This is a genomic window from Acidovorax sp. Root70, assembly GCF_001428225.1.
GTDB lineage: Bacteria > Pseudomonadota > Gammaproteobacteria > Burkholderiales > Burkholderiaceae_C > Acidovorax.
On sequence record NZ_LMHQ01000023.1, the window covers coordinates 266,969 to 279,796 of the forward strand.

General features: G+C 66.9%; 12 protein-coding genes. 7 read left to right on the forward strand and 5 right to left on the reverse strand.

What is annotated here, in order from left to right:
• Positions 1-58 precede the first annotated feature (58 nt).
• Together rsmG and mnmG are read right to left on the reverse strand one after the other, a co-directional pair.
• On the reverse strand, positions 59-736 hold the full coding sequence (rsmG, locus tag ASD94_RS12880) for a 16S rRNA (guanine(527)-N(7))-methyltransferase RsmG (protein ID WP_056643526.1): 678 nt from the start codon (positions 734-736) through the stop codon (positions 59-61).
• A gap of 2 nt (positions 737-738) precedes the next feature.
• Positions 739-2,724, reverse strand: coding sequence for a tRNA uridine-5-carboxymethylaminomethyl(34) synthesis enzyme MnmG (gene mnmG, locus ASD94_RS12885; protein WP_056643528.1), 1,986 nt, complete (start codon positions 2,722-2,724; stop codon positions 739-741).
• Positions 2,725-3,053: 329 nt separating this feature from the next.
• On the opposite strand from mnmG, the gene ASD94_RS12890 reads away from it, so the two are divergent.
• From ASD94_RS12890 to gstA, 6 genes are all read left to right on the forward strand, one after another.
• The gene (locus tag ASD94_RS12890; RefSeq protein WP_056643530.1) at positions 3,054-3,650 is read left to right on the forward strand and encodes an NADPH-dependent FMN reductase; all 597 of its coding nucleotides are present in this window, start codon (positions 3,054-3,056) and stop codon (positions 3,648-3,650) included.
• Positions 3,651-3,662: 12 nt separating this feature from the next.
• The gene (locus tag ASD94_RS12895; RefSeq protein WP_056643532.1) at positions 3,663-3,929 is read left to right on the forward strand and encodes a YkgJ family cysteine cluster protein; all 267 of its coding nucleotides are present in this window, start codon (positions 3,663-3,665) and stop codon (positions 3,927-3,929) included.
• 176 nt (positions 3,930-4,105) lie between these two features.
• Entirely contained in the window at positions 4,106-4,981 is an 876-nt protein-coding gene (locus tag ASD94_RS12900; RefSeq protein WP_056643534.1) for an RNA polymerase sigma-70 factor, read from the forward strand.
• A gap of 226 nt (positions 4,982-5,207) precedes the next feature.
• Positions 5,208-5,663, forward strand: a complete 456-nt coding sequence (locus ASD94_RS12905) for a carboxymuconolactone decarboxylase family protein (protein WP_056643649.1) — start codon at positions 5,208-5,210, stop codon at positions 5,661-5,663.
• A 412-nt stretch (positions 5,664-6,075) separates the two neighbouring features.
• Positions 6,076-6,849: a class II aldolase/adducin family protein gene (locus ASD94_RS12910; RefSeq protein ID WP_056643536.1), complete on the forward strand. Its 774-nt coding sequence runs from the start codon at positions 6,076-6,078 to the stop codon at positions 6,847-6,849.
• A 191-nt stretch (positions 6,850-7,040) separates the two neighbouring features.
• Positions 7,041-7,649: a glutathione transferase GstA gene (gene gstA, locus ASD94_RS12915; protein WP_056643538.1), complete on the forward strand. Its 609-nt coding sequence runs from the start codon at positions 7,041-7,043 to the stop codon at positions 7,647-7,649.
• 8 nt (positions 7,650-7,657) lie between these two features.
• Here gstA and ASD94_RS12920 read toward each other — a convergent pair whose 3' ends face one another.
• Positions 7,658-8,884, reverse strand: coding sequence for a YbfB/YjiJ family MFS transporter (locus tag ASD94_RS12920; protein ID WP_056643539.1), 1,227 nt, complete (start codon positions 8,882-8,884; stop codon positions 7,658-7,660).
• Positions 8,885-9,055: 171 nt separating this feature from the next.
• Here ASD94_RS12920 and ASD94_RS12925 point away from each other — a divergent pair, with 171 nt between their 5' ends.
• Positions 9,056-10,159: an alkene reductase gene (locus tag ASD94_RS12925; protein WP_056643541.1), complete on the forward strand. Its 1,104-nt coding sequence runs from the start codon at positions 9,056-9,058 to the stop codon at positions 10,157-10,159.
• A gap of 105 nt (positions 10,160-10,264) precedes the next feature.
• On the opposite strand, the gene ASD94_RS12930 is transcribed toward ASD94_RS12925, so the two are convergent.
• Both ASD94_RS12930 and ASD94_RS12935 read right to left on the reverse strand, forming a co-directional pair.
• Positions 10,265-10,852, reverse strand: coding sequence for a hemerythrin domain-containing protein (locus tag ASD94_RS12930; RefSeq protein ID WP_056643543.1), 588 nt, complete (start codon positions 10,850-10,852; stop codon positions 10,265-10,267).
• A gap of 228 nt (positions 10,853-11,080) precedes the next feature.
• Positions 11,081-12,748: a methyl-accepting chemotaxis protein gene (locus ASD94_RS12935; protein WP_056643545.1), complete on the reverse strand. Its 1,668-nt coding sequence runs from the start codon at positions 12,746-12,748 to the stop codon at positions 11,081-11,083.
• Positions 12,749-12,828: the final 80 nt, after the last annotated feature.

The window sequence follows — 12,828 nt, forward strand, 5'->3', positions numbered from 1 at the left end:
GTTTACGCGAGCCCCCTGCCCTGGCTGTCGAAAAGTCGGCACCGCAGCGCAGAGGCCATCAGACCGGCTTCATCCAGACGATGCAGCGCTCGGCATCCAGGCCGGGCACCGTGAGCTGTTCCACGTGAAACACCGCCACATCCGCAGGCAGCGCGCCGATTTCGTCCTCCGGGTGTTTGCCCTTCATGGCCAACCAGACACCATGGGGCGCCGCCAGTGCGCTGCGCGACCAGGTCACGAAGTCTGGCAGCGAGGCAAACGCGCGGCAGCTGATGAGGTCGAACGGCGTGGTCAGCGTCTCGACCCGCGCATGCACGCCGTGCAGGTTGCGCAGCTTGAGCGCCACCGCCGCCTGCTGGATGAACGCTGCCTTCTTGCCCACGGTGTCCACGCAGCTCACATCCACGTCCGGGCAGCAGATGGCAAACACCACGCCAGGCAGGCCACCGCCCGACCCCACATCCAGCAGCTTCACCGCCGCCACCCCGCCCTGCTGCAGGTCTGCCACATGCCTGAGCAGCGGCGCGACAGCGGCCAGGCTGTCCAGCAGGTGGTGGGTCATCATCTCCTGCGGGTCACGCACGGCGGTCAGGTTGTAGACCTTGTTCCACTTCTGCAGCAGGGCCAGGAAGTCCATCAACAGCCCGACCTGCGCATCGCTCAAGTCCAGCGCCAGCGCGTCGGCCCCGGCTTGCAATTGCTGGCGCAGGCTGTCGTGGTTGCTGTTCACCGCCATCGTCATGCTGCCACTTCGCCTTCTGCCTTGGCGGGCGTTGCTGGGGCCACCGCAAACTCCTTGAACTCACCCTTCTTCAAATGCACCATCAGCAGCGAGATCGATGCCGGCGTGATACCCGTGATGCGCGAAGCATGGCCCAGCGTTTCCGGCCGGTGGCGGCTGAGTACCTGGCGTGCTTCGATGCTCAGGGCCGTGACCTGCATGTAGTCCAGGTCGGGCGGCAAGCGCAGCTTCTCGAAGTGTGCGGCGCGCTCCACTTCATCCTTCTGGCGGTTGATGTAGCCCGCGTACTTGGCGGCGATCTCCACCTGCTCGACCACCGGCTCGCTCAAGTCGCCCAGAGTTTCACGTGAAACATCGGTGGTTGCGTACTTGCCGCCGTCCATCGACATCAGGTTGGCGTAGCTCACATCGGGGCGGCGCAGCAGCTCGAACAGGTTGTACTCGTGCTCAATACTCTTGCCCAACACGCGCTCGGATTCGGCGGCAGGCAGGTTGCGCGGGTTCACCCAGGTGGCCTTCAGGCGCTCTGTTTCACGTGAAACCGCATCACGCTTGCGGCTGAAGGCATCCCAGCGGGCATCGTCCACCAGGCCCATCTGGCGCCCTATTTCGGTCAGGCGCATGTCCGCGTTGTCCTCGCGCAGCTGCAGGCGGAACTCGGCCCGGCTGGTGAACATGCGGTAAGGCTCGGTCACTCCCTTGGTAATCAGGTCATCCACCAGCACGCCCAGGTAGGCCTCGTCCCGGCCGGGCAGCCAAGGCGCATCGCCCCGGCACTGCAGCGCGGCATTGATGCCGGCGAACAGGCCCTGGGCCGCCGCCTCTTCATAGCCGGTGGTGCCGTTGATCTGGCCCGCAAAGAACAGGCCCTGGATCTGGCGCGTCTCGAAGCTGCTCTTGAGCGAGCGCGGGTCAAAGTAGTCGTATTCGATGGCGTAGCCGGGGCGCAGGATGTGCGCGTTCTCCAGCCCGGGCATGCTGCGCACCAGGTCGTACTGGATGTCGAACGGCAAGCTGGTGCTGATGCCGTTGGGGTAGAACTCGTGGGTGGTCAGGCCCTCGGGCTCCAGAAAGATCTGGTGGCTGTCCTTGTCGGCAAAGCGGTTGATCTTGTCTTCCACGCTCGGGCAGTAGCGCGGGCCCACGCCCTCGATCTTGCCGGTGAACATGGGGCTGCGGTCAAAGCCGCTGCGGATGATCTCGTGCGTGCGCTCGTTGGTGTGAGTGATCCAGCAGGGCACCTGCTTCGGGTGCATGGCCGCATTGCCCATGAAGCTAAACACGGGAACCGTGCCCTCGTTCACGCCGCCGGGCATGCCGTCGCCGGGTTGTTCAGTGCACTTCGAAAAGTCGATGCTGCGCCCGTCGATGCGCGGGGGTGTGCCGGTCTTCAGGCGTCCTTGCGGCAGCTTCAGCTCCTTCAGGCGTGCCGACAGCGACACCGCAGGCGGGTCCCCTGCCCGGCCTGCGGCGTAGTTGTTCAGACCCACATGGATCTTGCCGTCCAGGAAGGTACCCGCCGTGAGCACCACGGTGCGGCTACGGAAGCGAATGCCCACCTGCGTCACCGCGCCCACCACCCGGTCGCCTTCCACCATCAGATCGTCCACCGCCTGCTGGAACAGCCAGAGGTTGGGCTGGTTCTCCAGCATGCGGCGGATGGCGGCCTTGTACAGAATGCGGTCTGCCTGGGCCCGCGTGGCGCGCACGGCCGGGCCCTTGGAGCTGTTGAGGATGCGGAACTGGATGCCGCCCTCGTCCGTGGCCAGCGCCATCGCGCCGCCCAGCGCATCCACCTCTTTCACCAGGTGGCCCTTGCCGATGCCGCCAATGCTGGGGTTGCAGCTCATCTGGCCCAGCGTCTCGATGTTGTGGGTCAGCAGCAAGGTCTTGCTGCCCATGCGCGCAGCGGCCAGCGCGGCCTCGGTGCCTGCATGGCCACCGCCGACAACGATCACATCAAATTCCTGGGGGTACAACATGGGGAACACTCCGGGGCCACGGTGGGCCCGACATTCAAAACCGTCTGCCGACCTGCAACGGCCCCACAAGGGCGGGTCGCACAGCGGCGGGCTGCGCCACCGCCGTCCCATCAGGGTGGCAAGGGTGCAAGGGGAAACCCGCGATTTTCCCACCTTTGCATGCTTTTTGTGCAAAGCCCTGGGCACAGCGGCTGCGCCGTCCATCCGCAGCGCTGCTGGCGCCTGCTGCCCGGGGCAGATGTTCCACGTGAAACAAGCACCCACTCACGCCCGTTTTGGCGCGGCAGCTTGCAGTATTCCTGCCCCGGCTTTGTGCTCCAATGGTTCGCATGACCACCCAACTTCTCATCTTCGCGGGCAGCACCCGCCAACAGTCCTTCAACCGCAAACTGGCCCACGCCACTGCCGCCATCGCGCGCGATGCGGGGGCCAGCGTCACGCTGATGGAGCTGTCGGACTTCAACATCCCGCTGTACAACGCCGACCTCGAAGCCCAGGGCACGCCTGCCGACGTGATCCGGCTGAAGGAAATCCTCTGGCAACACCCGGCCTGGATCATCTGCTCGCCCGAGTACAACGGCAGCTACACCGCCCTGCTCAAGAACACGATCGACTGGGCCTCCAGCCCCGTCAAGGGCAACCCGGACTGGCAGGACGGCGGCAAGAGTTTTCGCGGCAAGGTCGTAGGCATGCTCAGCGCCTCGCCTGGCGCACTGGGCGGCCTGCGCTCGCAGAGCCACCTGGCCCCCCTGCTGATCAATGCCGAATGCTGGCTCGCGCCCAAGGCGTTTGCGCTGGGCTCGGCGGGCAGCGCGTTTGACGACAGCGGAGCCCTCATCCAGCCAGCCCACCGCGACCGCGTGCGTGCCGTGGTGGACCAGGTGCTGTGGGGCGCCAGCCGCCTCCAGCCCGCTGGCGACCAATAACGCGGCCCGCTCGTGGACTGCCGCCCCGGCTGCGGCGCCTGCTGCACCGCTCCTTCCATCAGCTCGCCCATCCCGGGCATGCCCCAGGGCAAGCCGGCGGGGGTACGCTGCATTCAGCTGGGGGACGACGCGCGCTGCCGCATCTTTGGCCAACCCGAGCGCCCGGCAGTGTGCGCGGGGCTGATGCCCTCGGCCGAGATGTGTGGCAGCAGCCAGGCGCAGGCCCTGCACTACCTGTCGCGGCTGGAATCGCTCACGCAACCGGCCCCGCGCCCGTAGCCGGTCTTGCGGGGCCCTCGCGGGACATTGCAGGCGGTTCAAGCCCCAAAGTGACCCAAGCGCCAGTGCCACATGCGCCAGCAGCTATCAAAATAGTAGTCTGCAAACTCGGCTGTCACAAACTGCAGGTATGCGCCGTCTGTGCTTCACTGAAGCACTCCACCGCCGCCATTGCCATGACTACCACCGACCCCTTCACCACCCTGCGCCCTCGCCTCTTTGGCATTGCCTACCGCATGCTGGGCGTGCGGGCCGATGCCGAGGATGTGCTGCAGGACGCCTGGCTGCGCTGGAGCCGCACTGACGCCAGCACCCTGCAGTCGGCCGAGGCCTGGCTGGTGACCATCGTCACGCGGCTGTCCATTGATCGGCTGCGCGCGGCCAAGGCCGAGCGCGAGGCCTATGTGGGCTGGTGGCTGCCCGAGCCGCTGGTGGAGCTGGACGCCCACACGCCCGAGTCGGCGGCCGAGCTGGCGGGCGAACTGTCGGTGGCGTTCATGTACGTGCTGGAACGCCTGGGGCCCGAGGAGCGCGCGGCCTTTTTGCTGCGCCAGGTGTTCGACTACGACTACCCCGAGATCGCTGCCCAGCTGGGCAAGACCGAGGCCAGCTGCCGCCAGATGGTGCACCGCGCCAGCGAGCGCGTGCAGCAGGCGCGCACCCGCTTCGAGGTGCCGCAGGCGGTGCACCACCAGTTGCTGCAACGCTTCATGAAAGCCGCCCAGAGTGGCGACCGCCAAGCCATCGAGGCGCTGCTGAGCGAAGACGCCCAGCTCATCGGCGATGGCGGCGGCGTGGTGCCCTCGTTCCCCAAGCCGCTGGTGGGGCCGTTCCGCATCACCAATCTGTACTGGGCACTGTTCCGGCGCCTGGGCGCGCAGGTGGTCTACCGCATGGCGCTCATCAACGGCGAGCCGGGCATGCTGCGCTATGTGGACGGGCGCATCGAGTCGGCCCAGGCGTTTGTGACCGATGGCGAGCGCATCGTGGCCATCTACGCGGTGCGCAACCCGGACAAGCTGGCGGGCATCCCCGCCACGCTGCCACTGTAAAGACACGGGCACAGCGCTGTTCGTGAGAACCGCTGCACAGGCGGCCCCGGCAAGCGCGCCAGGGCAGAAAAAAAGCAGGCCTCCTGTCACAACCCGGCACGGCGCAGCGTCTTGATGGGTATGGAAGACGGCAATGCAGCCACATGGCGACATCGCCACAAGGCCCCGCACCAGCGCCGTCTTTCACGACCGTCATCAACCCTTTGCCATCACCCAGGAGATTTCCATGTCGCAACACAGCGCCCGCCTCCCCTACCATCAACTGTCGTCCAAAGCCTTCATGGGCCTGGTCAACGTCTCTGAAACCATCAAGAAAGGCCCGCTGGGCACCCGGCTGGCCGAACTGGTGTTCCTGCGTGTGTCGCAGATCAACGGCTGCGCCTACTGCATGGACATGCACTGGAGCGCGCTCGTCAAGGACGGCGCCGACCCGCGCCACCTCAACGCCGTGGCCGGCTGGCGCGAAGCCCCGTTCTTCAGCGAACGCGAACGCGCCGCGTTTCGCTGGGCAGAGATCATCACCGCCACGCCCCACAGCGACGCAAGCGATGACGAATACGCCAAGCTGAGGGCCCTGTTCTCCGACGCCGAAATTTCCGACCTGGGCTTTGCCATCGCCATCATCAACGCCTGGAACCTGCTGAACGCGGGCATGCGCGCGCCGATCCCGCAGGCCGGCTGAGCGCTGGCCGACGAACGCTAGGGATGTCCTGCATAACCCTCGCGAGTCGGCGGTAGTGCGGATCGGGACAGGCCGCAAGGCGTCTTTTTGCAGCCAATAGCCGGGCTATTGGCAAAAAAAGCAACGCAGCGGATGGCCCGAGGCCGCGCTATCACAGACCGCAGGAAGTTATGCAGGACATCCCTAGGGGCCGGTGGAGTGCACATCGGACCCTGGAGCCTGCCAAAGGCGACAGACACCAAAAATCGGGTCAAACTGGCTGGTAGCGCCAGTGGATATTGCCTCTATTGCTATCAATAATAGAGCAAAGAACACCCGAAACATGGCCACGGGTGTAGCCTGCCTGACAGACCCGGTCACCGCCCCGCCCTACAGTGGTGTCTTCCCACCCACAACACCGGAGACACCCCCCATGCTCAACATCCCCTCGCTGCAAGGCAGCGTCAGCCCTGAAGAATGGCAGCTGCGCTGCGACCTGGCCGCGTGCTACCGGCTCGTGGCGCTGTACGGCTGGAGCGACCTGGTTTTCACCCACATCAGCGCCAAACTGCCCGAGTCGGTGTCGGGCCCGGGCGAGCACCACTTCCTCATCAACCCCTACGGCCTCATGTTCGACGAGATCACCGCGTCGAGCCTGATCAAGGTGGACATGCAGTGCAACAAGCTGCACGAATCGCCCTTCCCGGTGAACCCGGCAGGCTTCGTGATCCACAGCGCCGTGCACGAGGCCCGGCCCGAGGCGGGCTGCGTGTTGCACACCCACACCCGCGCCGGCGTGGCCGTCAGCGCGCAAAAGGGCGGCGTGCTGCCCATCAGCCAGCAAAGCACCTTTGTGCTGGGCTCGCTGGCGTACCACGAGTACGAAGGCGTGGCCTTCCGCGACGAAGAAAAGCCGCGCCTGCAGGCCGACCTGGGCGAGGCCAACTTCCTCATGCTGCGCAACCACGGCCTGCTGACCGTGGGCAAGACGATTGCCGACGCATTCTTGTCGATGTACACCTTCGAGAACACCTGCCGCATCCAGATCGATGCGCAGGCGGGTGGCGAACTGACGCAGGTGAACCCGCAAATCGTGAGCGGCGTGGCCCAGGCCATGCGCGTGCAGACCGGCGGCCTGGGCGGTGCCTTTGCCTGGCCCGCGCTGCTGCGCAAGGTGCAGCGCGACCTTCCAGGCTACGACACCTAACCCCCCTGTGTCGCCTTCGGCGCCCTCCCCCAGGGGGACGCCGCCCGTGCGGCAGGGCGGCCCTTGCACGGCGGCACTGACTTGGGCCGTGCCAGTTTCCGCCTCCGGGGCCTGTGCAGCGTAGGCGGCCAGCAAGAAAGCTGCGCAGCGCATAGGATCGGCGGTTTCCGACCGTTTTCAAGGACCGATCCATGAAGCTTTACTACTCCCCCGGCGCCTGCTCCCTGTCGCCCCACATCGCCCTGCACGAAGCCGGCCTAGCCCACACCCCCGTGCTGGCCAGCACCAAGAGCCACAAGCTCCAGGATGGCACCGACTACTACGGCATCAACCCCCTGGGCTACGTGCCCTTGCTGGAGCTGGACAACGGCGAGCGCCTGCGCGAAGGCCCCGCCATCGTGCAGTACATCGCGGATCAAGTGCCCGACAAGCAGCTGGCCCCCGCCAACGGCACTCTGGCGCGCTACCGCCTGCAAGAGTGGCTGACCTTCATCGGCACCGAACTGCACAAGGGTTTCAGCCCCCTGTTCAACCCCGCCACACCCGAAGACTACAAGCCCATGGTGCGTGAGCGCCTGCTGCAGCGCCTGCAGTGGGTGGACAGCCAGCTCGCCGGCAAGCAGTACCTGATGGGCGACCAGTTCACCGTGGCCGACGGCTACCTGTTCACCGTGACCAACTGGACGCAGCCCACCAAGCTCGACATCTCCGGCCTGGCGAACCTGGCGGCCTACCGTGAACGCGTGGGTGCCCGCCCTGCAGTGCAAGCCGCGATGAAGGCTGAAGGGCTGCTGAAGTAAGGCTGGGGCTACAAGGGGCGCTGCCGCCACGCCACCAGCGCCCCTACCCACAGCGCGCAGGCCGAGAACACCAGCCCGCGCGCGAGGCCTCCGGGCCCGTCGGCGATCCAGCCCACCACCGTGGGCCCCACGATCTGCCCGGCCGCAAACACGATGGTGAACGCGCTGATGCCGCTGGCCCAGAGCGCCTGCGGCAGGTTGTGCCGCACCAGCGCCGTGGTCGATGCCACCACCGACAAAAACACCCCGCCAAACAGCAGACCCGACGCCAGCACTACCGGCCAGGCCCCGGTGATGGCGGGCAGGATGGTGGCCATGCCCAGCAGCGCATTCAGGCGCGCCAGGGCCTCACCGCCCCGGCTGCGGTCCAGCAGCCCGGCCCAAATGCGCGACGACAGCACCACAGCCAGCCCCAGCAGGGCGTAGAACAGCGTCACCTCGCCCGCACCCCGGCCCTGCTCGCGCAGCAGCGCCACCACAAAGGTCATGTAGCCGATATAGCCCACGCCAAACAGGCCGTAACCCAGCAGCGCAGGGGCCAAGGCCCGCCAGCGCACGCGGTCGGGCACTGCAGCCGCCGGTGGGGTCCCGGAAGCCGCGGCCACGGGTGCAGCGAGCCCGTGCAACACCCGCGCCGGCCACAGCAGCGCCGCCGTGGCCGCCACACAGGCCAGCGCGAGCGCCCACCAGGCCCAGGTCCAGCTGTGCGGTGCGGGGGCCGCTGCCAGCACCGCGGGCACCAGCAGCGCCGACAGGCTGATGCCCCAACCCGTGCCACCGTAATACAGGCCCAGCAACAAACCGCTGCGCCCCGGCACCTGGGCACCCAGCCGCGCCGCGAGCAGGCCACCGGCAATGAACACCAGCGCACTGGCCCCACCGGCCAGCAGGCGCTGCACCAGGAGGGGTGCCGCCTGCGTGAAAAACCCGCTCAGGCCCATGAACACCGTGGCCATCACCGCACCCGCCAGCAGCACAGCCCCGGGCGCCACGCGCCGCAACAGCAAAGGCGTGGCCAGGGCGCCCAGCAGATAGCCCAGCGCATTCACCGTGTTCATGCCGCCCGCCAGCGTGTACGACCAGCCCAGGTCTTCGCGCATGGGCGGCAACAGCAAGGCATAGGCAAACCGCGTAATGCCCAGTGAAATGGCGGCGCCCATCGAGAGGGCCACAGCGAGCCACAGGCTGCGCAACGGGGAAACGGGGAACGGTGCGGGGGGCGGTGGCAGGGACATGGCTGTTCATTCTCATGCAACGGCCGCGACGCTGCAGGCACGACAGACCTGAGCGACCGGGCTAACACAAAACCGGAGCCCTTGTTGACGCCAGTGCGCTGCACGTTTTGCGCTGCAGCATTAAGCTGTCAGCCTGCTTTTTTGCACATCGTCTTTCTCAGGACTCTCACCATGACCTCTTTGTTTGAACCCACCCGCGCGGGCGACCTTCAGCTGGCCAACCGCATCGCCATGGCGCCGCTCACGCGCAACCGCTCGCCCGAGGCCATCCCCACCGACCTGGTCGCCACCTACTACGCACAGCGCGCCAGTGCCGGTCTCATCATTTCCGAGGCCACGGCCATCAGCCCGCAAGCCCAGGGCTATGCGGATGTGCCCGGCCTGTATGGCACCGAACAATTGGACGGCTGGAAGAAGGTGACCCGCGCCGTGCACGATGCCGGTGGCAAGATCGTGGTGCAGCTGTGGCATGTGGGCCGCGTCTCGCACACCGACCTGCAGCCCGGCAACGCCGCCCCCGTCGCACCCTCGGCCGTGCAGGCCAACACCAAGACCGTGCTCATCAAGGACGGCGTGCCCACCTTCACCCCCACCTCCATGCCCCGCGCGCTTGATGCCGAAGAGATCCCCGGCATCGTGCAGGACTACCGCCACGCCGCGCGCAACGCCATTGCGTCGGGCTTTGACGGTGTGGAAATCCACGCGGCCAACGGCTACCTGATCGACCAGTTCCTCAAGACGGGTGCCAACCAGCGCACCGACGACTACGGCGGCAGCATCAAAAACCGCGCCCGCCTGCTGCTGGAAGTGACGCGCGCCATCGTCGAGGAAATCGGCGGCGGCCGCACCGGCATCCGCCTGTCGCCCGTCACCCCCGCCAACGACATCGTGGACGCCGACCCCCAGCCGCTGTTCGACCATGTGGTGCGCCAGCTGGCGCCCCTGGGCCTGGCCTACATCCACGTCATCGAAGGCGCCACCGGCGGCCCGCGCGAGGTGGAAGGCCGCCCGTTTGACTACGCGTCCCTCAAGGCCGCCTACCACGCTGCAGGCGGCAAGGGTGCGTGGATGGTCAACAACGCCTACACCCGCGAACTGGCCGACGCCGCCCTGGCCAAAGGCGCCGACATCGTGGCGTTTGGCCGCCCCTTCATCGCCAACCCCGACCTGGTAGCGCGCCTGAAGGCCAACGCGCCACTCAACGAGGTGAACCGTGCCACGCTGTATGGCGGCGGGGCCGAGGGGTACACGGACTATCCAGTGCTCAGCGCCTGAGTTCGCACCGAGAAGAAGCGGCCTTCTTGGGCCGCGCTGGTTGCAACTGGCGCGGCGCAAGCCAGCGACCGTCGCGCTGGCGGCGCCCCCCTGGGGAAAGGCGACTCAGGAGGGGCTTCCCAATCCAATGGGGCTCGGCGCCCGCATCACGATGCGGGTGAACAACCGGTCATACGCCGCGTCGCGCGGCTTGCCCGGAGCCAGGGGGTTGGTGTTGCTGGCAAAGGCCGCGTCGATGGCGGCCCAGTCATCTGGCAGCAGGGTTGCCTGGGCGGCTGGCAGCACCACGGTTTCTTCCAGGCGCATGTGCTCCAGGTAAAAGCGGATATAGCTTTCCAGCGCCAGCACAAACGCCTCACGGCGCGCGTCGCCCATCAGCTCCCAGCCCAGCAGCAGGTGCTGCAACTCGCGCACCGCTGCCTCGCCACCCTCGTGGTCCCGGTCCAGTTGTGCAATGGCCTCTGCTGCCTGGGGTGAGCGCTCGGCCACCTTGGGGAACAGCAACTGCGTCTCCTTGGGGTGGTGCTGCCGCTCCGGAAACTCGTCGATGTAGAACAGCATGGCCCGCATCACGTCAAAGAACGCAGCGGGTTCGTCGCCCGGACCCTGGTCCAGCATCAGGCGCAGCGAGTGCAACACCGCCGCAAGCGACGCGTGCTCTTCGCGAATGGTTCGCAGACTGATCGACGGCATGGTGCACTCCCCAGGTTCAACAAGGCCCCAAGGGTGCCACGCACGCCCCGGCGCGCCCATGACCCAGGTCAATAAACGACCGGGCAAAGCACCGGGCCCATGCCCTGCAAGTCCCCAGCCACCGCCCACAAAAAAGCCCCGCAGGACAGGCCTGCGGGGCTCGTAGGGATGGGGACAGGAAGCGCGCTAAGGGCAGCTCAGGGGCGCGCGCGCCCCGCCACCATTCATTCAGTGCGCCAGGCGCGCCTGGGCGGGGCCCGCAGCCAGCGCCTGGGGCTGCTGATCGGCATATGCCGCAGCGACCAGGCCGCCATGGCCGTAGCCCGCCGCCGACTCGGCCAGCCGGAACTGCTGCACCACGTGCGACAGGCGTGCAGCCTGCTCGCGCAGCGACTCGGCCGCAGCGGCCGACTGCTCGACCAGCGCGGCGTTCTGCTGCGTCATGCGGTCGATCTCGCCCACTGAGCTGTTCACCTGGCCGATGCCGGCCGACTGCTCGGACGCCGCCGCCGTGATCTCGCCAATGATGTCGCCCACGCGCTGCACGCTGCTCACGATGTCCTTCATCGCCGTGCCCGCTTCTTCCACATGGCGCACGCCGCCGTCCACGGCCGTCACGCTGTTCTGGATCAGGCCCTTGATGTCGCTGGCCGCCGCTGCGCTGCGCTGGGCGAGGCTGCGCACCTCGCTGGCCACCACGGCAAAGCCCCGGCCTTGCTCGCCTGCCCGCGCGGCTTCCACGGCCGCGTTCAGCGCCAGGATGTTGGTCTGGAACGCAATCGAGTCGATCAGGCCGATGATGTCGCCGATCTTGCGGCTGGAGGTCGAGATCTCGTGCATGCTGGCCACGGCCTGCTGCACCACGCCACCGCCCTGGGTGGCCATCTGCGAGGCCGATGCGGCGAGCTGGTTCGCCATCTGCGAGGACGATGCAGTTTGCTGCACCGTGGACGTGAGCTGCGACAGCGAGGAGACAGCCTCCTGCGCGTTGCTGGCGGTCTGCTCGGTGCGCTGCGACAGGTCCTGGTTGCCCGTGGCGATCTCCTGGCTGGCCGTGGCGATGTTGCCGCTGGCATCGCGCACCTGCGCCACCAGCGCCCCCAGGCCCTGCTGCATCTCACGCAGCGCGCGCTGCAGGTCGGCCACTTCGTCCTTGCCCTCGGCGGTGATGTGCTGCGACAGGTCGCCCCCCGCAATCGCCTGTGCCATCTTGCGTGCGTCCTCCAGCGGACGGCAGATGGAGTTCATGTTCATCAGGGTGGTCGGCACCACCACGACCACCGTGATCAGCACCGCGAGCACAAACAGCCACTTGGTCTGGTTGGACACCTCGCCCTGCTGCGCCACGGATTTGCTGACCTCGCTGCGCAGCACGGTGTCCAGTTCGGCCATCAGCTTGTCGGCCTCGTCAAACTCGGCCACGGCCTTGCCGCTCATGCGGTTGGCAATGGTGGCGGTGTCGTAGCCACCGGCCTCCAGCTGGCGCGCCACATGGGCAAACAGGTCCTTGTAGCTGTCGAGCTTGGTGATGATTTTGCGCACCACCGCGTTGTCGGCGTCATCGGCGCCTTCCAGGAACTTGCTGGCGGTCTTCTTGGCCTTTTCGTGGCTGGCCAGCCACTTGGTGTGGGCCGCCTTCACGGCCTCCGTCTTTTCGTAGCCGATGATCATGTCCTTCTCGTACTGGCGGATGGCCCCCATCTCGCCCCGCAGCTCGGCCATGGTGCTCACCTTGGCAAAGGCGTTGTCCATGAAGTTCTGGCTCATGTCGTGGATGCGGAACATGCCCAGCATGCCCGCGCCGCCCAGCAGCCCCAACAGCCCCAGCACCACCCCAATGGCCCCCAGCATGCGCAAACGTATGGTGAACTGCCGCATGAGCGAGAAGAGATTCATGATCTGTCGTCCTTGATATAGCTTGGTCGATGCGCTCGCCGCACCTCCCCAGAGGCCGCAGACGGGCAACAAATCGTTGC